The following is a 21,358-nucleotide window of genomic DNA, read 5'->3' as shown; positions in this document are numbered from 1 at the left end:
CATCCCGCGCCGTCTTCGCGTAGACAAATAAGGATATTTAGTTCATGCTGAGACTATATTCATCATTCTCAGCACAGGGAGCATTCCATGCCGAAGCACCTGAATCCGGCCTCAATCGCCCGCGGGGATCGCGATTTAATCGCCATCCGGGCCGCGATGAACATCCTGGAAAAGTGGGGCTGCACCACCGAGCAGCAGCAGAACATTCTGCAGCTGTCGCGGGCGGCGCTCTACAAGTACCGTCACAGCGACACGCAGAGCGCGTCACTGAGCCATGACCAGCTCACTCGGGTAAGCTATCTGCTGAATATACATTCGGCGCTGCGGATCGTGTTCAGCAATCCCGAGAACGTGTACGGGTTTATGACCATGGCCAACCAAAATGCCTACTTCAACGGTGCCACCCCGCTGTCGTTTATTGCGGGCGGCGAGTTCGGCAATCTGCATGAAGTGGCGAAGCGCGTCGACGTGCTGCGCGGGGGCCTGGCCGGATGACCGATGCGGAGATCCCAAGAACGGCGCTGGTTCCCCTCAAGGGCTACCGCCTGCTGCATACCAAGTACCCGGCCATCTACGTGTTCGAGGATGTTGCCAGCCCGGAAGCGTTTGACGTTCTCTACGACATCCAGAAGCTAACCAATCCGCGGCTGTCCACCGAAGTGGGAAACCTGAACCTGCTACCTCGCGAGGAGTGGGTGCTGGGGATCCGCGGTGCGCACTACGCCATGGCCGCCTTCACCCACGTCAATCCGGACGGCAGCCGCTTTTCGAATGGCGATTTTGGTATTTATTATCTGGGGGACAGCCAGGAGACGGCGCTGGCCGAGATTGTCTACCACTGCCAGCACTACTGGCAGAACGTACCTGAACTGAAGTTTGAACGCTTTGAATACCGCTGCCTGGAAACCGAACTGGGCCACACCGCCTTTGTCGACATTACCGGCCTGCCGGGCACGCACCCATATTACCATCCCACGGACTACAACGAGCCGCAGCGTCTGGGTGCCCGTTTGCGGGTCGCGGGCGAAACTGGCGTGACATACCGCTCGGTTCGCAGACCTGACGGGATCTGCTGGGCGCTGTTAACGCCCAAACCCATCACCAGCATTATTCAGTCATCCCTGCACCAGATTATCTGGGATAAGGGGATAGTCAGCGTCAGCCAGGTGACGTCGTTACTGGCTTAAGTCGCCAGAAAATAGCCTGCGGCGGTAAACGCCACCACCCCGGCAATCACCGTCGCGAACAGTCCACGGGTTATCACCCCCACAACGGTGGCGAACCCCGCCGCCAGCAGCGCGATGCTGATCCCGGAGCTGGTCATCGCGGGCTTGCTCAGAAGTTCAGCAGCCACCAGCGCGGCCATGATGGCGGTGGGAATAAAGCTCAGCCACTGCTGAACAACGCCCGGCAGACGAAAGCGGGACAGCAGCAAAATGGGTACGGTGCGCATCAGGGCGGTCACCAGCGCAGAGGCGATAATCGCCAGCACAATATGTCGTTCCATCCTATTTTCCTTTCCGGGTACGTAACAGCACTGTTGCCAGGGTCGCCGCGAGGGAGGCCGCGACAATCACCACCAGACTGAGCGAACCCCTTCCGGCACAGAACAAGGTGATCGCCACCGCGACGGCAATGTTCAGGGTTTCCAGCGTCTTTCGGCGGCTGGCAAACCACATCATCAGGATCAGGCCGATAAACATTGAGACCAGGCTAAAGCCCAGCCCTTCCATCAGCGACGCCGGTAATGTGGTGGCCAGCCAGGCACCCACCACGCAGGCAAAAATCCAGTTCAGCCAGGCGGTGACGTTCAGACCCAGCATCCAGGCATAGCTGATTTTGCCCTGCGGGCTGCCGTGCTGAACCGCCACGCCAAAGGTTTCATCCGTCAGCAGCAGCCCGCTGACCATTTTTTGCAGCGTGCTGTAGTCGCGAAAAAACACGCTCATCGATGAGCTCATCAGCAGGTAGCGCAGGTTAACCAGCAGCACGCTCAGCACCACCGACGCCATTTCGGCCCCTGCCGCCCACAGAGAATAAAACAGAAACTGCGCCGACCCGGCGTACAGGGCACCGGCCAGCAGGGCAATTTGTCCGGGGGTAAACCCGGAGAGCGTGCCAATCGCCCCGGCGGCAAAGCCTATACTCCAGTAGCCCGGAATGGTCGGCAGACAGGCCGCGACACCGGCGCGGAAATCGCCCGACGTGGAGGCGGCCCGGCCGGTGTTTGTCTTCATCAACATCTCTTTTTCCCTTATATTACTTAGCTCAATAACAATCTTACGAATTAGCTGAAATCGCTATAGTAAAATCCTGCTCAGCCGTGAAATTTACGTAGGCGGGGAGAGGAAGCGGACGTGGTGCAACAAAAACGCGATGAGATTAGCCTGTGGCGCGACAGTCAGCTGCACGGTGGGATGGAGATCCTGCAGGCCACCTGCTATGAGCACAGCTACCCGCCGCATTTTCATGATGAATTTGTGATCGCAGCGTTTGCCCGCGGGGCACAGCGAACCCGGGTATGTCGGGAAAACGGCATTGCCGCGGCGGGCTCGGTGATGATTATCGCCCCGGGCGAAGTACACACCGGCGAAGCGGTGCAGCGTGATGAAGGCTGGGATTATTGCGCATTCTATCCCGGTGAAAGCCTGCTGAACGAGGTAGCGCAAACGGTGCTCAGCGGCAAAGGCGCGGTGAATTTCGGCACGCAGGGGATCCGACACGATCCAGTGATGGCCCGCCGCATGCTGCAGGCGGCGGCCTTGATCAAACAGAGTCCTGACCCGCTGGAAAAAGAGTGCGTGATGTATCAGATCCTCAACCTGCTGGTGGGTCATTACGGTGAACGTACCGTCAAAGGGTCGCGCCAGGGAATGTTGCGGGCGGATATCCGTCAGGCGATCGACTTTTTGCACTGCTCCTATACCCAGTCCCTGTCGGTGAAGGAGATTGCACAGGTGGCAGGACTCAGTGAATTCTATTTTATGCGCACCTTCCAGAAGATGACCGGGCTTTCCGTGCACCAGTATCTGACGCAAATCCGCCTGATGCGTGCCAAAGCGCTGCTGGCCAAAGGGGTCAGCGCCGCCCAGGTAGCCAGCGACATCGGCTTCTTTGACCAGAGCCATTTGATTAAGCACTTCCGGGCGCATTTTGGCACCACCCCGGGCCTGTTTGCCGCGGCGTCGCTGTAAGATCAGCCCGCGTGCCCCTGACGTGAGGTGATCAAAGCCAGGACCCCGGCGCACAGCAGCAGTACGCCACTCATCGCAAACGCGCTCTGCCAGCCCAGATGGTCAAACATCAGGCCACCCACCGTGGATCCCAGCGCAATCGACAGCTGAATAACCGCAACCATCAGCCCCCCACCGGCCTCTGCATCATCGGGTAGGGTGCGGGCGATCCACGTCCACCATCCGGTTGGCGCTGCCGTCGCCAGCATCCCCCACAAGCCTGACAGCAGGGCAACTATCCAGACGCTGTGCCCGGTCAGGATCAACATCCCGGCGATGGCGGCCATCAGCAGCGGGATGGCGATCAGCGTCAGGTAAAATCGCGCGTTAAGGAAGGTAGAAACGATCAGCGTGCCGACAAAACCCGCGACCCCGAGGGTGAGCAGGATCAGCGATAGGCCGGACGGACTTACCCGGGTGACGGTTTCCAGAAACGGGCGCATGTAGGTGAATAACGCAAACTGCCCCATGAAGAACAGGCCGCAGGCCAGCATACCTGTCGAGACGATGCGGCGACTGAACAAGCGAAAAACCGTTCCGCGCGACGGTTTACTGTCGCCGCGCATGTTGGGCAGGCTAATCCACTGCCAGATGAAGGCCAGTATCGCCACCGGGACCAGACAAAGAAACGCTCCACGCCAGCCGATGGTGGCGCCGAGATAGCTACCCAGCGGGGCCGCCACCACCGTCGCCAGGGCATTACCGCCGTTGAAAATGGCCAGCGCACGGGGGACCTGATGCGTCGGCACCAGCCGAATGGCGATGGCGGCAGACATGGACCAGAACCCGCCGATGGCGATACCAATCAGGGCCCGGCCTGCCATATACACCAGATAGCTGGACGCAAAGGCAATAATCATTCCCGACACGGCCATCAGCACCGTCATCCCCAGCAGGAGATATTTACGATCCACCTTGCCGGCAATAGTAGAAATCGTCAGGCTGGTGATAACCGCCAGCACGCCGGAGATGGCAATGCCCTGCCCTGCCAGCCCCTCCGTTACGCCCAAATCGGTGGCAAGGGGCGTGAGCAGGCTGACCGGCATAAATTCGGATGCAATCAGGACAAAGACGCACAGGGTCATGGCAAAAATACCGCCCCAGTACGCATTTTGGTGTGGTGTGGTCTGGCTGAGTGTGGACATATTCAGATTTCGCGAAGGCCAGCGTCAACGCCACCGGTCAAAGACCGGTGGCTTAAACATACTGGTTAGGGGGTTTATTTCAGGCTGGTTTTGAAGAATTGCTCAAAGCGGGCAAAAGGTATTTTACCGGCGGCATTGTCGTATAAGTCCACATGGTTTGCGCCCGGGACCACCACCAGCTCTTTGTGCTTACTGCCGACCGCTTTATACGCATCTTCAGCAAAGTAGCGTGAGTGCGCCTTCTCACCGGTGACGATAAGCGTCGGGATGGTGATTTCATTGGCATAACTCAGCAGCGGCATATTCATGAACGACAGCGGCATGGTCGCCGTCCATGCGCCCGTTGAGTTAACCGAGCGCGCGTGGAATCCGCGTGGCATCCGGTAGTAGTCAAAGAACTCTTTCAGCACCGGATGCGGATTGGCCGGTAACGCCTCGGGCAGAATACGTTCCCCGGCGGTGACGTTGCCGTTCTGGTCGACATTCAGATCATGCCCGCCATGGGCGAAGGTGCCGCTTTCTGCATCCTTCCAGCGCTGCGCGTTCAGATACTCCAGCACGGCATGGCGATCGGCCGCTGAATAACGGTCTTTGCCGTCGCCGACCCCGTGGCCCATTGCCCGGCTCATGTCGTACATCACGCTGGTGGCGACCGCTTTGACGCGGGTATCCATCGAGGCGGCATTCAACGCCATCCCGCCCCAGCCACAGATCCCGAGGATACCGATCCGATTACGATCGACCTCTTTTTGTAACCCGAGGAAATCCACCGCCGCACTAAAATCTTCGGTGTTGATATCCGGAGAGGCGACGTTGCGCGGACTCCCACCCGATTCGCCGGTGTAAGAAGGATCGAACGCCAGCGTGACAAAGCCCTGTTCAGCCAGAGTCTGAGCATACAAACCACTGGATTGCTCTTTGACCGCACCAAAGGGACCGCTGACCGCAATCGCGGCCAGCTTGCGATCGCTGCGGTCTTTCGGCAGGTACAGATCGGCCACCAGGGTGATGCCGTAGCGGTTCTGGAAGGACACCTTGCGGTGATCGACCTTACTGCTCTCGGCGAAGGTCTTGTCCCATTTCTGTATCATTGAAACGGGGGCGTTCGGATTAGCTGTATCAGCATAACTCATTGTCGTCACTCCACTTAATGATGCACAGAGCAGCATGGCGGGTAATGCAGTTGTCAGTTTTTGGGTAAATGCCTTCATGAAAGATCCCCTTAAATACAGGATTCAGATACAGGTTTCATACGGACAACGCTGCTGTGCTTTGTTGCAATGAGGGTGATTATAGTTAGCAGAAATAGTGCTGATTAGAGGGCGAATACTGCTAGGATTAATATCAAATTGTTATAGATACGCACGGGAATCCATTGATGGCGAAGCGGGAAAACTACAATGAGCTGTACCTGTTTATGCAGGTCGTGCGGGAAGGCAGTTTCACCGCCGCCGCACAGCGGCTGGGGCTGGCGCAATCGGGGATCAGCCGTTCGGTGCGCGATCTCGAGGAGCGGCTGGGTGTTCAGCTGCTGGTGCGCACCACCCGCAGGCTGTCGCTGACCCAGGCGGGGGAGCAACTCTACCAGACGACAGAGTCCGGCTTTGACGCCTTAGATCTTGGGCTTGCGACCTTGGCCCATTATCGCCAGACCCCTTCCGGTTCGGTGCGTATCAATGCCAGCCAGCACGCCATTGATAAATGTCTGCTGCCGAAGCTGGCGGTGTTTAAACAGCGATATCCTGATATCCGGCTGGAGCTGATGAACGAAAGCCGGTTCGTCGACATTATCGCCGAGCGATTCGATGCGGGGGTGCGTCTGGGCCCGGAGGTGGGCCAGGGCATGATCGCGGTGCGCATCACGCCCGACATGGAGATGGCAGTGGTGGCGACGCCGGAACATTTTCGCCGCTACGGCTTTCCGCAGGCCCCGGCGGATTTAGTGGCCCATCCCTGTATTGCCTACCAGTTTGCCGACGGCAGCCTGTACCAGTGGGAACTCAATCAGGACGGTAAAAAAATCACCCATCAGCCGCAGGGACAGTGGGCCTTATCGGACAGCTACATGGAAGCCGAAGCCGCCCGGCTGGGTCTGGGTCTGGCCTATGTGCCTGTCGAACTGGTGGCCGATGACCTGGAACGGGGTGTCCTGATCCGGGTATTGCAGCGTTACAGCCTGCGCATGGAGGGGTTATTCCTGTATTATCCGCATCGCAATGTCTCACCCGCCCTGCGAGCCGTCATTGATACCCTGAAAATCTGACTGACTGCCTTTAACTGCGAAGCCATTAAAAATGAACACCGACAATAAACGCGCGCACGCTTTTCACTTTTCCCCTTTCCGTCATCTCTTTTTTGCGCGCTTGCTCACCGTGCTGGGCAACGGTATTGCCCCCATCGCGCTGGCGTTTGCGGTGCTGGATATCGGCGGTTCGGTCTCTGATTTAGGCTGGGTCGTTGCTTCCCGCTCCATCTTTAATGTCGCCTTCCTGCTGCTCGGGGGCGTACTGGCAGACCGCTATTCGCGCAGCCGGGTGCTGGTCTCGTCTTCGCTGGTTGCTGCCGTTTCGCAGGCTGTCGTCGCCTGGTCGGTGCTGGACGGTTCCGCCACGGTGATGAGCCTGGCCCTGCTCGGCGCCGTGAACGGGGCCGCTGCCGGCATCACCTTACCGGCCTCTTCTGCGCTGGTTCCCCAGACGGTTCCCGGAAAAAATCTGCGCCAGGCCAATGCGTTTATCCAGCTCGGGGTGTACAGCGGAACGGTGATCGGCGCGTCGCTGGGCGGGCTGCTGGTCAGCTCTGTCGGGCCAGGCTGGGGATTGGCCATTGATGCGCTGGGCTTCGCCGCCGCTGCCCCGCTGTATCTGTTTATTCGCGTTGCCCGCGTCGACACCGGGGCACCGCAAAACAACATCCTGCAGGACTTAAAAGAGGGCTGGACAGAGTTCGCCAGCCGGGCCTGGGTGTGGTCGATTGTCGTTCAGTTCACCATTATCAACGCCGCCTTCAGCGGGGTGATGATGGTGCTTGGTCCGGTGATCGCCGACGCCTCTTTTGGCCGCGCGCACTGGGGGATAATTGTGGCGGCGCAGAGCGTTGGGCTGATCGTAGGCTCCTCCCTCGCCCTGCGCTGGCGTCCGCGCCGGGACCTGTTTATCGGGGTGTTGCTGGTGTCCCTCTGCGCGTTACCCATTTTTATGATGAGTCAGCTCGCGGCAACCCCGTGGCTGATTGCCGCATTTTTTATCGCGGGCGTCGCATTTGGCCTGTTTGGTGTGGCCTGGGCCCATTCGCTGCAGACCCATATCCCACCGGAAAAGCTGGCGCGGGTGTACGCCTATGACGCGGTGGGATCCTTTGTGGCCATTCCCTTCGGGGAGCTGATCGCCGGTCCGCTGGCCGTGCAGTACGGTTCCAGCAACGTGCTGTTGGTATCCGCCATTGCGGTGGTCATCGCCACCCTGGGTGCCGCGCTGGTGCCGGCGATTCGACGGCTCGATAATGCGCCACAGATGACCTCCCACAATGCTGTAAAAGCGTCATGATGAAACCCGCTCAGGCTACAACATGAAGATATCTCATGTTGTAGTGAAATTTAGTCGCTATCACTGTTGCTGAGGCTCTGGCATAACGTATGTAATGTTAACGAATTAGCAACAAGAAGACTGAATATTATGAATAACGCATTCACATTTACGATTAAGCACAGTCTTTTCGACGAGAATTATAATCCTTCGGAAAACACGCGCATCACCACTAATTTTGCGAATCTGGCCCGCGGGGAAAACCGCCAGCAGAATCTGCGCAACACGTTAGTGATGATCGATAATCGCTTTAACGCCCTGGCGCACTGGGATAACCCCAACGGCGATCGTTATTCCGTTGAGCTGGAGATCATCTCCGTTGAGATGAATATTGGTGACGATAATCAGGCCTTCCCGGCAATTGAAATCCTGAAAACCAATATTATTGATAAAAAAACCAACGAACGCATCGACGGTATTGTCGGGAATAACTTCTCGTCTTACGTTCGCGATTATGACTTTAGCGTGCGACTGTTAGACCATAATAAAAATCAGGCCGGTTTTAGCATCCCGGATGACTTTGGCGATTTACACGGCAACATCTTTAAGCATTTCGCTAACTCAGCAGAATACAAAGCGAACTTCAGCAAAGCACCGGTGATCTGCCTGAGCGTCTCGAATAAAAACAGCTATCAGCGCATCGGTAATGTGCATCCTGTTTTAGGCATCGAATACCAACAGCACGGTACCTCGCTGACTGAAGAATACTTCAAAAAAATGGGCCTACAGGTGCGCTATTTCATGCCGCCAAACAGCGCCGCGCCGCTGGCGTTTTATTTCTCCGGCGATTTACTGGGTGATTACTCGTTTGTGGAGCTAATTGCCACCATCAGTACGATGGAGACGTTCCAGAAAATTTATCGCCCGGAGATTTACAACGCTAACTCAACGGCCGGACAGTATTACCAACCGAACCTGAATAACCAGGATCATTCCTTAACAAAAATCGTTTACGATCGGGAAGAGCGTAGCCAGCTGGCAATTGAGCAGGGCAAGTTCACCGAAAAGCATTTCATCAAACCTTACAAGAATATTCTTGAGCAATGGTCTGCTAACTGCGCTGTTTAATTGATTAAAAATATAAGGTCACCTGTTATGAAAACATTGCTCCCTACGTCGACTGCCGGCAGCTTACCGAAACCGTCCTGGCTTGCAGAGCCAGAGAAGCTATGGTCCCCCTGGAAATTAGAAAACGAAGAGTTAATCGAGGGGAAAAAGGATGCGCTGAGTTTGTCGCTGTTCGATCAGCTGCGGGCCGGGATTGATATCGTCAGCGATGGCGAGCAGACCCGCCAGCATTTTGTCACTACCTTTATCGAGCACCTCAGCGGCGTTGATTTTGAGAAACGCGAGGTGGTTAAAATTCGCAATCGCTACGACGCCAGCGTGCCTACCGTGGTCGGGGCGGTAGAACGCCAGAAACCGGTATTCGTTGAAGATGCGAAATTCTTACGTCAGCTCACCAAACAGCCGATCAAATGGGCGCTGCCTGGGCCGATGACGATGATCGATACCCTGTATGATGCCCACTATAAAAGCCGCGAAAAGCTGGCCTGGGAATTCGCCAAAATCCTGAACCAGGAAGCCCGAGAATTAGAAGCGGCCGGTGTTGATATTATCCAGTTTGATGAACCCGCCTTTAACGTCTTCTTTGACGAAGTAAATGACTGGGGTATCGCGGCATTAGAACGCGCCGTTGAAGGGCTGAAGTGCGAAACGGCGGTGCATATCTGCTATGGCTATGGCATCAAAGCCAATACCGACTGGAAAAAGACGCTGGGCACCGAGTGGCGGCAATACGAAGAAGCCTTCCCTAAGCTGCAACAGTCGGCTATCGATATCGTCTCGCTGGAGTGCCACAACTCGCGGGTACCGATGGATCTGCTGGAACTGATCCGCGGTAAAAAAGTGATGGTCGGAGCGATTGATGTCGCGACCAATACCGTAGAGACCGCAGAGGAAGTGGCGGATACGCTGCGCAAAGCGCTGCAGTTTGTCGATGCCGACAAGCTCTACCCTTCCACCAACTGCGGCATGGCACCGTTATCGCGTCGGGTTGCTAACGGCAAGCTCAACGCATTACGCGCCGGTGCGGAGATTGTTCGCCAGGAGATTTTGGCCCGCTAACGCCCCTTCGGATTAATGCAATCCGCCTATAATTTTATGGCTATTCATAATGCACGGGAGTATCTTTTTCGGTCTACACCGACATAAGCCCGTGCTTATGATGATCCCTTCAATTGCTGGCTGACGAAGCCTTAACGGGGAAATAATGAGTCACTGTGATCCACAATGCCCATGCCAGAATCCAGATGCGCCGAAATACCCTTCCGGAAAAATGTTCCGCAATCAACAGGGTGAATCGATGATGGTGGTAAAGAAAGCCGGCACCTTCCCTGATGCGCGTTACACCATCCTGAACATCCGTACCGGAAAAGAGACCGAGCATTCCTATCCGGCGTTAGTGCGCAAAGAGATCGGCAAGTAATACCCGGCTGGGGTTGCAAACGTAACGACCGCTTCGGCGGTCTTTTTTTGGATATAATCGGCCGTTCTGCTCAAGTCCTTAATCCCCTTTTTCAGAAAGTATGCAAATAACAGACGATTAGAATAGCCCGGCAATATGGGGCCAGCCCCGTAAGACCGGGCTTATGGTGGTTATAGTTGCCTGTTTCTCATTTTTCCGACAACGAAAATCAGCAACATGTTGATGATTACTGAGGTGCAGAGAACGGTTAACATGAATACATCATTCCAGCCCTGCTCAGTAATAAAACCTACCCAATCGCTAAAAAGTTGAAACAGATATACCTCGGGCAAGAGCAGATAAAATACTGAAAAAATCAGGAGAAATGACAAAAACTGAATGAACCATAAACCCGCTTGTTTCGCTGGCGTCATTATTAGTACACCTGAATAGTGCCGTAAGCATTAAGTGAAGCAGATACCCTTATTGAAGGGGTCCTCAGGAGCGCCTCCCGCAGTATCGCAAAATGAGAAGGAGAAGGCAGCGTAATGCAGCCGTTACTAACCCCTTCGTAACCCGACGGGTGAAGTCTGAAGTTTCCCCTTTCAACTTGCTCAATAAAAGTAAGGTACAATGGATCATCGTTCGTTCCACGCATCAGTGAACATGATATTTCCGTCACAGTGTTTCCAGGTGATTTTTTCATAACGTAGTGAAATAGCTTCGAGATGATTATGCTTTTCGGTACTGGAATTTTTGCAGTTATGCATCAGAGGGCAGACTGAGACGACTTTGACGCCTTCCAGCAGCATGTTGAAGTATTCAACCTCCTGCCCCGCATCGTTGATGTGATACCACTTAAATTCGGCGCTCTTTAGCGTCTGACCTTTCGCCACAGCCTTGTAAAGGTAAGGGCTTGATGAATCGAATTCTTTTTCAAACGTTAACGCACTATGTACGCGAGTACCTGTAATTTTACCCGTCATATTGTCAGTGGGTAAATGTAGCCCATGCGCGAAACTATGAATCTCAATGCTGCCCTCGCGATCCAGTACATCGACAGAACCGGTAATGTCAGCGCCGCCATCGTCTTTTAGCCATAAGTAAGCCGGAATAGCCATAACCACAATCTCCATTTGAGTTAAGGAAGCCACAATTTTAATATGGTTATTTTCGGTTGTATACAAAACAATCAAGAGCGTTGATTATTCATAATCTACAGGATGTATTATTGGACAAATTCATAATGCTCCGGCTTACGATTGCATCAGATGCTGTTTGATGGCGTCGAGAAACAGACTGAGCGCCGCATGCTGATGATCGCGTGACTGATAAAGCCCGTAAATACCCAGCGGCTGCGGCTCCAGTTGCGGTAATACCCGTACCAGACAACCGCTTTCCAGCCCGCTTCGCGCCTCGATGGCTGGCACCATCGCCAGGCCGACACCTGCGGCGGCCATATCGCACAACAGTGACGAGATCCCGGCACTGAAATTACCGTTCACCGCCACCGACATTCCCCCTTTCTCCCGATCGCGAAAAGACCATGACTGCCCGGAAAAACGGCTGTAGTGCAGACAATTATGCTGGGCAAGATCCCCAGGCGTGGTCGGCACCCCCGCCCGCTCAAGGTACGCTGGCGAGGCGCATAACACGGACTGGCATGTTCCCAGATAACGAGCGATAGCACCCGGTTCCGGTTCATTGGTGATCCGGATAGCCAGATCGATGCGCTCCCCCACCAGGCTGACCGGGTGGTTATTGATATCAACCTCAATGCGCAACGCGGGATAAAGGGCGAGGAAAGGCGGGATCACCGGCCCCAGCAGGTGCGTCGCCGTAAAATGGGCACAGGCGATCCGTAACGTACCCGACGGCGTCATTCTGGTTGTATCCCCTTCAATGCCCTGAGATAGCAGGGCCAGTTGCCGGGTTTTCTCCAGCGTTTTCTCTCCCGCAGGGGTGATGGTGAGCCGCCGGGTTGAGCGGTGGATCAGTCGCGCCCCTGCCCACTTTTCCATCTCATCGAGATAGCGGCTGACCATCGGGCGAGATATGCCCAGCGAACGGGCAGCCGCACTCAGGCTGCCGAGTTCGCAGATACGGTTATAGGTGATTGCCGCCATGATCCTGTCCATTGCCTCTCCATCTGATCGTTTTACGAAACTCAGCATGTATTGTTTCAGGAATTCTATCAGACATACAAATCCGTAGAATGTCCTCACCCCCAAAACGGAGAACATCGTCATGGCATTTCAGGCCGGGCTTTACTGGATTATCGATCCCCTGTGTGGCTGGAGCTATGGCGCTCTGCCGCTGCTTAACCGCATCGCCGAGGATTTTTCTGCGCAGCATATTTTGCCAGGCGGGCTTTTTATTGGTTCCCATCGCCGACAGCTGGACGCCAGCTGGCTGGCACACGTTAACGAGCATGATGCCCGTATCGCCGCCTTAACCGGCATGACGTTTGGTGCGGAATATCGCCACAAGCTGCTGGCCGACAGCCAGCTTGTCCTCGACTCCCTGCCGACCACGCGCGGACTACTGGCAGCACAGCGGTTTGCCCTGCCCGGCGCCGATCTGCACTTTCTCAACGCCATCCAGCGGGCCTGGTACCAGGACGGGAAAAACATCACCCATCCCGAGGTGGTGAATCAGATTCTGGATCAGACGGCGGGGCCTGACATCAGGCTCGGACAAATTCAGGAAAATGAAACGCTGGAGAGCATTCAGCATGCGCGGATGCTCATGGCAATGGTCAAAGGCCAGGGGTTCCCCACGGCTGCGATTATCGACACCGACGGGAACAGCACGCTGCTGCCTGTCGGACGTTATTACGGTAAACCCGATGCCTTTTTCGCGCTGGTTAAACCGCAACTCACCCGAATAAACCACTAAGGATCACCATGAACATGAAATCTCTCTCGCTGGTATTAACGCTGACCGCTGCGCCCGTATTCGCCGCCCCGCTGCACCTTGAGGTCTATAACCCACAGGAAAAAGGCATTTTCCCGGTCTCGTCCACCCTTGTCTCCGGCCCGACTGAAGCGGTGTTGTTTGATGCCCAGTTCAGCGTTAAAGATGGCGAGCAGCTGGTGAAGATGATCAAAGCCGGTGGCAAAACCCTGAAAGAGATTGTGATCACCTCTGGCGATCCGGATTTCTATTTCGGGCTTGAGCCCCTGGTGGCCGCGTTCCCGCAGGTAAATGTGGTGGCATCTCCGGCCGTAGTTGATCATATCAAGGCCACCAAAGACGCCAAGCTGGCGTTCTGGGGCCCGCAGATGAAGGACGGCGCACCGACAAAAATCATCGTGCCACAGGCGACAAACGCCACCCGCTTTACCGTCGACGGCGAAGCGCTGGAGTTAAAACACGCCGGTGAATATGCCGCCTATGTCTGGATCCCGGCGAACAAGGCGATTCTCGGCGGAACGGGGATTGCCTCCGGCATTCATGTCTGGACCGCTGATACGCAAACCCCGGCTATCCGTCAGGGTTGGATGACGGTGCTTGGCGAAATGCAGTCTCTGAAACCGCAGCAGGTTATTCCCGGTCACTACCTGGGTGCGCGCCCGGAAAACGACTCGGCCATCACCTTCACCCATACTTATCTGCAAAAATTTGAGCAGACGTTGGCCAGCCAGAAGGGGTCGACCGCGGTTATTGACGCAATGAAAGCGGCGTACCCGGGTCTGGCGGATGAGAGTTCGCTCGAACTGAGCGCGAAGGTTAATACCGGCGAGATGAAGTGGTAAGCCCTGTCGACACATTTACCCGTTGAGGGGGGTTGTAGGCCGGGCAAGCGAAGCACCCCCGGCTTTAATCCGCTCTCCGTTTGTAAACATAAGCTGAAACTGGCAACTTCCGCTTATGGCACTGAGCGGACGAGTTTACTGGGTTGATGATCCGCTGTGAGCGAGGAGCGGACATACTATCGTTAGGCAATTTCCGTTTCTGGTAAATCTATGATAACCAGTACGCCAAAGCTGCCTGTTTCAACAGTATGAGAAATGCCAGCTTTGGCTACATAAAGCTGGCCAGACGTTACAGATATTTTTTTTCCTTTTACACTAAGCTCCAGACGTCCATCAATAACCAGTAACCCCTCGTCATACTCATGTACCTCTTCAATTACCGATCGTTCATCCATTCGTAAAACTTTGAGATTCACTGTACCAATGCGGCCTAATACATGAGAGTGCCAGGCCTCCGGTAATGCATGTGCTTCGGTTCTAAGGTCATAAAGCGACATAACGTCATTCCTTTTGATGTTCGTTTAATGCTCTTATGCCATATAAATTCCCTGCCGTCATATAACAAATATGGAAAAATAAGTTGAATAAGAAGCTATATCCTTCCTCAATACACACTTATTTTTGAAGTACCCCATGCTGCAATCTGACCTGACCAGAATCCTATTGATCAAAGGGCCGATGGATTAATCGCGTCAACAAATGGCACGAGACGGTCAGCCAACCGAGCCGTATGTCTGCTGCGGCCGAAAAGCAGAAGTACAGTAAATGATGTAAGGCTTTCCTGATCGTGTTGCAGTAATGTCAAACTCATCAATCGGCTTACACTCTTTATTAACACCTGAATAGAAAATGTATTTTATAAAAGATGCATAGCCATTGGTAATTCAGACACTTCCGCGCCGCGAGTCATTATCGTGTCTCGTGGTAAACAGCCTCAATATTGTACCCATCAGGATCAAGGATAAACGCGGCGTAATATCCGGGGTGATACTGAGGCCTGTACCCCGGTGCACCATTATCTTTTCCACCGACCCGGAGGGCGGTAGAGTGGAATGCGTCCACTTCCTCTTTGTTTTTTGCACTGAAGGCGAGATGCATCCGGGGCGTGGCGGGCGTGCCCTGTGCGATCCAGAACGCGCCTCCCGGATCTGACCCTTCATCGGGTCTGGCAGGACCAAAACCTACCGCTTTATCCGGTATTTCAAGCCGGGCAATATGGCCAAGGCTTGCCAGAACACGTGTGTAAAACAGTTTACTGTCTTCAAGATTGGTTACGCTGAATCCGGTGTGATCAATCATCCTTATACTCCTATCTGCAAAGAAGAATATGCAGTAAAACATTCAATCACCGGATGATGTTTGATTTGGCATAAGAACAGGTGGTTATGCCAGTGCTATTCCTGCGTGTAAATATTCGCGCAGGTCCATTGACCTGCTCCCCGTTGATTAGCACAGACTTAAGCCTGCAACGTCAGCTCCTGGCACGGAGCGGACGGGGCGTGGAAGTGAGGGACTACATTGAGCTAAGACCCGACGTTCAGTATGTTGTGGCTGTTCAATACGCTCTTATGTTACCAAGGGTAGATGGCTCAACTTCTGATGCATAAAATCAATAAGTGCTCGTGTTTTTGCGGGTAAGTAGCGTCGATTGGAATAAAGCGCGAATAAGTGCAATGGGGCCGCCGACTGTTCAAACGTAATCTCGATGAGTCGCCCATCATTGATATAGGGCTGGCAAGCTTGTTTCGAAAGAATGGCAAAACCAACACCTGATACAGCAGCCCGTCCAGCCATCTCTCCGCTGTTTACCCGATAATGCCCTTTTACTGCAATTGTCTCGAACCTGCCTTTTCCACTGACAAATTGCCATGGTGCCCCTTTCAGTGCACTTACCGTTGTAATACAGGGTAATTCTTCAAACTGCTGGATATGAGAAGGGGTTCCATAACGCAGAATGATGGAGGGCGCTGCAACAATGGTGCAAGGGATAGTAACCAGATGACGGGCGATGTAGTCACTGTCATCCATCTGACCACGGCTAACAATGATTGCTAAATCAAGATCATCGCGAAGAGATTCGAAGCCTGACAAATTTGTGACACAGCTGATCTCCACATCCGGATACTGACACGCGAAATCGGCAATAACAGAACCCAGCAATGCTGGTCCTATTTCATTGGGAATACAGATCCGTAATGGGCCTTTGAGTTGAACCTGTCCTTGGGTCAATTCAGACTCAGTTTGTTCAAGTGCTTCAAGCAGTGGTTTTGCTCGTGCATAGAGTAGCTGTCCCGCTTGGGTGAGCTTCATATGGCGTGTGCTGCGTTCGATAAGCTGAAGGTTCAGTTTTTCTTCTAACTGAGAAATACAACGGCTTACGTTTGATGTCGGCATTTCAAGCGCTCTGGATGCCCCAACGAAACTTTCTCTGTCAACCACGGCGATGAACACTTTCAGGGTAGTAAAGTCGAGAGCCGGACGCATAGCAAATCCCACATTTGATAACAATACTCGCCATTTTTACCATCTTATGCGGGTTATTGATACCCGATAAACTTTTAGCATCCATTTCTTATAGGCTGCTTGTTATGCCACAGGTTACTCAAATGTTTAATCACAAAACACTCATGCGGATAGCCATCATCATTGCCTTTATCCAGTTTACTAATGCGTTGGAATACATGGCATTAACGCCTGTTTTTTCCTTTATGGCAGAAGCGTTTTCGGTTCCGGTTTCATTTTCTGGATATGTCTCCGGCATGTACACATTAGGTGCAGTTATTTCCGGTGTTGCTGCTTTTTATTGGATAGACCGATTTGATAAGAAGCGATTCTTAATGCAGAACATGCTGCTGCTGGGAGCACTGACGTTTGCGTCTACATTTACAACAAATTTTGACACCCTATTGGCCCTACGATTTTGCGCAGGATTGGTTGGCGGTACAACGATGGGGGTGGGGATGAGTATCTTGATAAACGACTCCCCTGTTAACATGCGTGGGAAAATGCTGGCCACGGTAATTGCGTCATTTTCGATAGTAAGCATCGTTGGTATGCCATCAATATTATTTCTTTGCACACACTATGGCTGGCATATTTCACTGTGGTCAATCAGTTTTCTGTGTCTGCTGTCTTTACCGCTTATAGCCCTTTTTATTCCCAGGGATGCAGCTCAATCACCCGCTAAGAACAAGCTAACTATTGATGCTCAAACCCTGCTTTTTGCCTCTTGTAATGCACTGGTACAGTTTAGCCCAATGCTGATCATTCCCATTTTGACCCCATTGATGATCCATCATTTGGGTGCACAACAAGACCAGCTGCCATTGCTGTTCTTAAGCGGAGGGATTGCAGGCTATCTCTCTACAAAAATAACAGGAGTTCTGACATCGCGCTTTTCCGCTCTGATGCTGGCGACAATCTCAACGTTACTTTTTGTAGTCAGTTTACTGATCCCTGCTATGGGCTATCACAGCGCGGTTCTCTTTATTACTTTATTTCTGGGGGCTTCGTATAGTCGGCTGGTTTCATCATCTTCGGTTACGATCCAATATCCAGCGGATGAACAACGCGCCAGTTTTTCTTCGTTACAGGCTGCGATAATGTCCCTGATAACAACTCTTGCATTCTTTTTGTCGTCTTTATTACTGCCTGACCACAGCATAACAGCTCAGAACTTAGACCGATTACTTGCAGTCTGTGCATTAGCTGCGACTGGGTTTCCCCTGATGGTCATGGCACTACAAAAGAAACTGGCTAAACGTATTCCCCAGCCCGACCACTTTGTTAATGATTAGCACAACGTCCGCTGTTGGCACTGAGCGGACGAGCTTCCTGGGTTGATGGTCCGCCGCGAGCGATAAGCGGACATTGGTTTTATATCAAAAATGACATTTTGTGGTTAAACCTTCGTTGAGCAACGGCATCACGGCTTCGCCAACGATAATATCGATTTGGATCTTTTGTTCACTTCTGTACATAAGCTGGTCTCTGAATGCCAGTTATTCCCCTTGCAGAAAAATTCTGACGCAATGACTTCTCAGAGCTTTCAGCCAGCGAGACGTGATGCCTGCGCTGACACAACATCGATACGTCGTGATGCAACGCAACCCGATTTTCTATCATACAAGCAGGAGATTCATTAGCTAATGTTGAAAAAAAACGCAAACACCTAAGTTAAATTATATGTAACAAGCATGAGAGGATGAATAAGGGCACATAATAGAAAGCGCGTGAAAAAGCGCTAATTAATCGACTTAAGTTAAATTAACGCCGGTTAACTGATCCACAGGCGCAACGTTGTGTAAGTTATTGTTAAGATTAATCTTAGAATTAACAGAAATAAGAACTATTCATTAGAGATACTTAATGTTTTGACGTAAATTTATTCGCAAAAATTATGTTACAAATCTTACGAGTTTATTCACAACCAAGGACGTTTAGCGTATGGGGATCTTAAAACCTGGTTTATTACTGACCGCTTTTGTGCTGACTGCATGTGGCGGCGGCGGTGGTGGCGGCGGTGGCGGCGGTGGCGATAGCACGCCCCCGGTAACCACTGCGCCTGTGCAAACGGATAACGGCAATACGGTTACCGCACCGGAAACCCCTGCCACGGCACCGGTCAGCCTGACCACCGGCGGTACCCTTTCTGGTTGGACCTACACCACCCCTGAGGGCCGTGAATATGTTATGCGCGGCACCGGGATCTCTGCGGGCCTGGTGCAAACCCAGCGGCTCACCCGTGACGACCGTTCCGCGGTCTCCTCAACGTCATGGTGCTGTGGCCGTATGAGTTACACCACGTTCGGTACCTGGACACAATTTGAAAAAGGTCAGCATGACGTCTTCTACACCGGGGATGCCACGCTCGCGGCTAACGTGCCTACCCAGGGAACTGCGACCTATGTGGGTCACGGTATGCGTGAAAGCACCCTGAGTGATGCTCGCTTTGACATTGATTTCGCGGCGAAAACCATCAACGGCACTATTACCGGAAATGATACCTTTGGTAGCGAAGTTGCGATGCAGGGCAACATTGCCAACGGTGGTTTCACCGGTAATGCGCAATCCGGCGGGCAGGCGGGGACGTTCACCGGACATTTCAATGGTCCCACGGCTGAAGAGTTAGGCGGTCTGGCGCAGTTTGCAGACACGACTAAAAACGCTTCCTTTGGCGCGACACGTCAATAAATCGTTTTCCGGTCAGCCTGACTGACCGGACCTTCAGATGGTAAGCCTTTCTATGAATATTTTGCGTACTGGCGCGCTGAGTGTGCTGTGCCCGCTCAGCGTTGCGTTTGCTGCGCCGCCGGAAACCGACTCGATTCCTGCTGCTCCCCACTTTGAACGACTGACCACGCCGGACAAGCGCACCGAGCCTGGCGAAAAGACGCTGCATGTTACCAATGCTCAACTGGCGGAACAGCCAGAGCTGGCGATGGCGCTGCTCGATCAGGCCATTCGTGAAGAAAAGTGGCCGATGGTTCGTGCCATTTTACCTGTCTATGCGGCGTCACCAAATCCGGATTCTACCCTGATTCATTTTGCAAAAGCCGGTCTGGCACGCAGTCAGGGGCATTATGCAGAGGCGATTGAACACTATCGTGCGATTCTGAGTAGGCATCCTGATTTTGCTGCGGTGCGTCTGGATTTAGCGCGTGCCATGTTTGAAAATCGTCAGTTTGACGCGGCTGATTATCAATTTCGTCGTGTATTACAAAGCAATCCGCCTGAGAATATTCAGCAGGTCATTGCACAATATCTTGAGCGCATTCAGAAAGGCAGCGCATTAACGGGTTCATTCAGCCTAAGTTATCTGAATGACAGCAATGTGAATAATGCTTCATCTGGTAAAACCATTCGGGTTGGTGATCGTCTGTTTATTCGTAATAAGGATAGTTTCCCTCAGCGCGGAGAAGGTTTCTGGTTCAATGGCGCATTACAAAAAGATGTTCAACTCTACGATCAGCATGGTTTGCGATTTCTTGGTACGGTAAACGGTAAGAGCTACTGGAATAATCATGATTTTGATGATATTACCACCCGTGCTTATGCTGGATATCAATGGCGTAATTTCCGGCAACAATTTGCCCTGTTGCCTTTTTATGAAAAAAGATGGTATGGCACAGAGGCGTATTCTTCTGGCCCTGGCGTCCGCGCCGAATACAGTTATTTACTTACGCCCACCTGGCAGGTAAGTCAGGCGCTGGAATATCAGAAACTGGATTATGATGATAAAGATTATCGATTCTTGCGCGGGCAAAATCGTTACTCTTCCACAACCCTGTCCCATGCATTCAGCAACCGGGTATCAGGATTTGCAGGCTTCGATCTGCTCGATCAGCAGACCTTCACTCGCAGTGAATCTAACCATCGGGTAGGTTTGCGCAGTGGGGTGCAGGTTGATATGCCCTGGCAACTCTCTTTTGCCGCCACCACGGCCATTGCCAGACGCAATTACCAGGCCGACAGTGATATCTTCTCAACACGACGGAAAGATAACGAACAAATCTATAACTTCTCGCTCTGGCATCGAGACCTCTATTTCTTTGGGGTGATGCCGAAACTGAATTTCACCTATAAGCGGGTTGATAGCAATATCGATTTCTATGATTATCGACAGAGGAATGTCACGCTTTCTCTGGATAAGAATTTTTGACTGGAGAAGCCATGACACAAGATTCTGCCGCTAAATTCGACGCTACTCGTGCAGGAGAATACGCACGACAAAGCCGGATTGCCCTGGCCGGATAGGATGTCTGCCACGAACTTGCTCGCGCGAATGTAGCCGGAGCTGGGGTGGCAAATCGCTGGCGAATGAACGGCGCGGGGGCGGAAGAGCTCCGGTCTAAAATGAACAACATTTTGCAGGGCACAGAGCCACCTCTGCCGGAAAATGCCGTTTTTGCCTTGCTTAGCGACGCGGGCTTTGAGGATCCCGTACGCTTCTTTTCCAGCCTGTTCTGGGGAGCCTGGCTGGCCCGGCGTGCGCCAGGGATGAAGTGATCGACCCGAGGAGCACGCTTTAGTGATGCATTTATGGCGGGGGCCTGATGGTATTTTGGTGGATGAGCGTTTTAGTTGTCATCGTCCGCCTGCAGGACTGCTGCGAGCGATAAGCGCACATCATGCATCCCTGCTAATACCTAACAGTTCAATCCGTTTCTAT

At 53.1% G+C, this 21,358-nt stretch carries 24 protein-coding genes and 1 pseudogene; 14 read left to right on the top strand and 11 right to left on the bottom strand.

Features of this window, described 5'->3' with window-relative positions:
• Positions 1-87: 87 nt before the first annotated feature.
• Complete coding sequence (locus tag M8014_RS19810) at positions 88-495, top strand: antitoxin Xre-like helix-turn-helix domain-containing protein (protein ID WP_271284088.1); 408 nt, start codon at positions 88-90, stop codon at positions 493-495.
• Complete coding sequence (locus M8014_RS19805; protein ID WP_271284087.1) at positions 492-1,187, top strand: RES family NAD+ phosphorylase; 696 nt, start codon at positions 492-494, stop codon at positions 1,185-1,187. The genes M8014_RS19810 and M8014_RS19805 overlap by 4 nt, the downstream gene beginning before the upstream one ends.
• Here the strand turns inward: M8014_RS19805 and M8014_RS19800 are convergent.
• Together M8014_RS19800 and M8014_RS19795 are read right to left on the bottom strand one after the other, a co-directional pair.
• Positions 1,184-1,507 carry an AzlD domain-containing protein gene (locus M8014_RS19800; protein WP_271284086.1) on the bottom strand — a complete coding sequence of 108 codons (324 nt, stop codon included), beginning with the start codon at positions 1,505-1,507 and terminating at the stop codon, positions 1,184-1,186. The genes M8014_RS19805 and M8014_RS19800 overlap by 4 nt on opposite strands.
• Position 1,508: 1 nt before the next feature.
• Positions 1,509-2,243 carry an AzlC family ABC transporter permease gene (locus M8014_RS19795; protein WP_271284085.1) on the bottom strand — a complete coding sequence of 245 codons (735 nt, stop codon included), beginning with the start codon at positions 2,241-2,243 and terminating at the stop codon, positions 1,509-1,511.
• Positions 2,244-2,357: 114 nt separating this feature from the next.
• Here M8014_RS19795 and M8014_RS19790 point away from each other — a divergent pair, with 114 nt between their 5' ends.
• Positions 2,358-3,194 carry a helix-turn-helix domain-containing protein gene (locus M8014_RS19790; RefSeq protein WP_271284084.1) on the top strand — a complete coding sequence of 279 codons (837 nt, stop codon included), beginning with the start codon at positions 2,358-2,360 and terminating at the stop codon, positions 3,192-3,194.
• 2 nt (positions 3,195-3,196) lie between these two features.
• On the opposite strand, the gene M8014_RS19785 is transcribed toward M8014_RS19790, so the two are convergent.
• Together M8014_RS19785 and M8014_RS19780 are read right to left on the bottom strand one after the other, a co-directional pair.
• Complete coding sequence (locus M8014_RS19785; protein WP_271284083.1) at positions 3,197-4,378, bottom strand: MFS transporter; 1,182 nt, start codon at positions 4,376-4,378, stop codon at positions 3,197-3,199.
• A 74-nt stretch (positions 4,379-4,452) separates the two neighbouring features.
• On the bottom strand, positions 4,453-5,589 hold the full coding sequence (locus M8014_RS19780; protein ID WP_271284082.1) for an alpha/beta hydrolase: 1,137 nt from the start codon (positions 5,587-5,589) through the stop codon (positions 4,453-4,455).
• Positions 5,590-5,756: 167 nt separating this feature from the next.
• On the opposite strand from M8014_RS19780, the gene M8014_RS19775 reads away from it, so the two are divergent.
• The 5 genes from M8014_RS19775 (at position 5,757) to M8014_RS19755 (ending at position 10,450) form a co-directional block, all read left to right on the top strand.
• Positions 5,757-6,641, top strand: coding sequence for a LysR family transcriptional regulator (locus M8014_RS19775; RefSeq protein ID WP_271284081.1), 885 nt, complete (start codon positions 5,757-5,759; stop codon positions 6,639-6,641).
• Between the two features lie 31 nt (positions 6,642-6,672).
• Positions 6,673-7,923, top strand: coding sequence for an MFS transporter (locus M8014_RS19770; protein ID WP_271284080.1), 1,251 nt, complete (start codon positions 6,673-6,675; stop codon positions 7,921-7,923).
• A gap of 129 nt (positions 7,924-8,052) precedes the next feature.
• Positions 8,053-9,030 (top strand): DUF1852 domain-containing protein, encoded by a 978-nt coding sequence (locus M8014_RS19765; protein ID WP_271284079.1) that lies wholly within the window; start codon positions 8,053-8,055, stop codon positions 9,028-9,030.
• Positions 9,031-9,057: 27 nt separating this feature from the next.
• Entirely contained in the window at positions 9,058-10,089 is a 1,032-nt protein-coding gene (locus tag M8014_RS19760) for a methionine synthase (RefSeq protein WP_271284078.1), read from the top strand.
• Positions 10,090-10,300: 211 nt separating this feature from the next.
• Entirely contained in the window at positions 10,301-10,450 is a 150-nt protein-coding gene (locus tag M8014_RS19755) for a hypothetical protein (RefSeq protein ID WP_271284077.1), read from the top strand.
• 170 nt (positions 10,451-10,620) lie between these two features.
• Here the strand turns inward: M8014_RS19755 and M8014_RS19750 are convergent, their stop codons facing one another.
• The 4 genes and pseudogenes from M8014_RS19750 to M8014_RS19735 form a co-directional block, all read right to left on the bottom strand.
• Entirely contained in the window at positions 10,621-10,863 is a 243-nt protein-coding gene (locus M8014_RS19750) for a hypothetical protein (RefSeq protein ID WP_271284076.1), read from the bottom strand.
• Between the two features lie 2 nt (positions 10,864-10,865).
• A pseudogene (locus tag M8014_RS19745) lies at positions 10,866-11,054 on the bottom strand (tlde1 domain-containing protein); the annotation flags it as partial.
• 13 nt (positions 11,055-11,067) lie between these two features.
• Positions 11,068-11,550 (bottom strand): Hcp family type VI secretion system effector, encoded by a 483-nt coding sequence (locus M8014_RS19740; protein ID WP_271284075.1) that lies wholly within the window; start codon positions 11,548-11,550, stop codon positions 11,068-11,070.
• 135 nt (positions 11,551-11,685) lie between these two features.
• Entirely contained in the window at positions 11,686-12,567 is an 882-nt protein-coding gene (locus tag M8014_RS19735; protein WP_271284074.1) for a LysR family transcriptional regulator, read from the bottom strand.
• A 109-nt stretch (positions 12,568-12,676) separates the two neighbouring features.
• Here M8014_RS19735 and M8014_RS19730 point away from each other — a divergent pair, with 109 nt between their 5' ends.
• Both M8014_RS19730 and M8014_RS19725 read left to right on the top strand, forming a co-directional pair.
• Positions 12,677-13,327 carry a DsbA family protein gene (locus M8014_RS19730; RefSeq protein WP_271284073.1) on the top strand — a complete coding sequence of 217 codons (651 nt, stop codon included), beginning with the start codon at positions 12,677-12,679 and terminating at the stop codon, positions 13,325-13,327.
• A gap of 8 nt (positions 13,328-13,335) precedes the next feature.
• Positions 13,336-14,187 carry a Vmh family MBL fold metallo-hydrolase gene (locus tag M8014_RS19725; protein WP_271284072.1) on the top strand — a complete coding sequence of 284 codons (852 nt, stop codon included), beginning with the start codon at positions 13,336-13,338 and terminating at the stop codon, positions 14,185-14,187.
• A 182-nt stretch (positions 14,188-14,369) separates the two neighbouring features.
• On the opposite strand, the gene M8014_RS19720 is transcribed toward M8014_RS19725, so the two are convergent.
• The 3 genes from M8014_RS19720 to M8014_RS19710 all read right to left on the bottom strand — a co-directional run bounded on the left by M8014_RS19720 (position 14,370) and on the right by M8014_RS19710 (position 16,671).
• Complete coding sequence (locus M8014_RS19720) at positions 14,370-14,684, bottom strand: cupin domain-containing protein (protein ID WP_271284071.1); 315 nt, start codon at positions 14,682-14,684, stop codon at positions 14,370-14,372.
• Between the two features lie 412 nt (positions 14,685-15,096).
• Positions 15,097-15,486 (bottom strand): VOC family protein, encoded by a 390-nt coding sequence (locus tag M8014_RS19715; protein WP_271284070.1) that lies wholly within the window; start codon positions 15,484-15,486, stop codon positions 15,097-15,099.
• Positions 15,487-15,753: 267 nt separating this feature from the next.
• The gene (locus M8014_RS19710; RefSeq protein WP_271284069.1) at positions 15,754-16,671 is read right to left on the bottom strand and encodes a LysR family transcriptional regulator; all 918 of its coding nucleotides are present in this window, start codon (positions 16,669-16,671) and stop codon (positions 15,754-15,756) included.
• Between the two features lie 104 nt (positions 16,672-16,775).
• On the opposite strand from M8014_RS19710, the gene M8014_RS19705 reads away from it, so the two are divergent.
• From M8014_RS19705 to M8014_RS19690, 4 genes are all read left to right on the top strand, one after another.
• A complete protein-coding gene (locus M8014_RS19705; RefSeq protein WP_271284068.1) occupies positions 16,776-17,984 on the top strand; it encodes an MFS transporter in 1,209 nt (402 codons plus the stop codon).
• Positions 17,985-18,633: 649 nt separating this feature from the next.
• The gene (locus M8014_RS19700) at positions 18,634-19,380 is read left to right on the top strand and encodes a Slam-dependent surface lipoprotein (RefSeq protein WP_271284067.1); all 747 of its coding nucleotides are present in this window, start codon (positions 18,634-18,636) and stop codon (positions 19,378-19,380) included.
• 52 nt (positions 19,381-19,432) lie between these two features.
• Entirely contained in the window at positions 19,433-20,848 is a 1,416-nt protein-coding gene (locus tag M8014_RS19695; protein ID WP_271284066.1) for a porin family protein, read from the top strand.
• Between the two features lie 140 nt (positions 20,849-20,988).
• On the top strand, positions 20,989-21,195 hold the full coding sequence (locus M8014_RS19690; protein WP_271284065.1) for a hypothetical protein: 207 nt from the start codon (positions 20,989-20,991) through the stop codon (positions 21,193-21,195).
• The last annotated feature ends 163 nt before the right edge of the window (positions 21,196-21,358 follow it).

The sequence above is a fragment of the Silvania hatchlandensis genome (genome assembly GCF_025564065.1).
Lineage (GTDB): Bacteria > Pseudomonadota > Gammaproteobacteria > Enterobacterales > Enterobacteriaceae > Enterobacter > Enterobacter hatchlandensis.
Note: the sequence above shows the minus strand (reverse complement) of the source record. Positions and strands in the feature narration are given on the sequence as shown.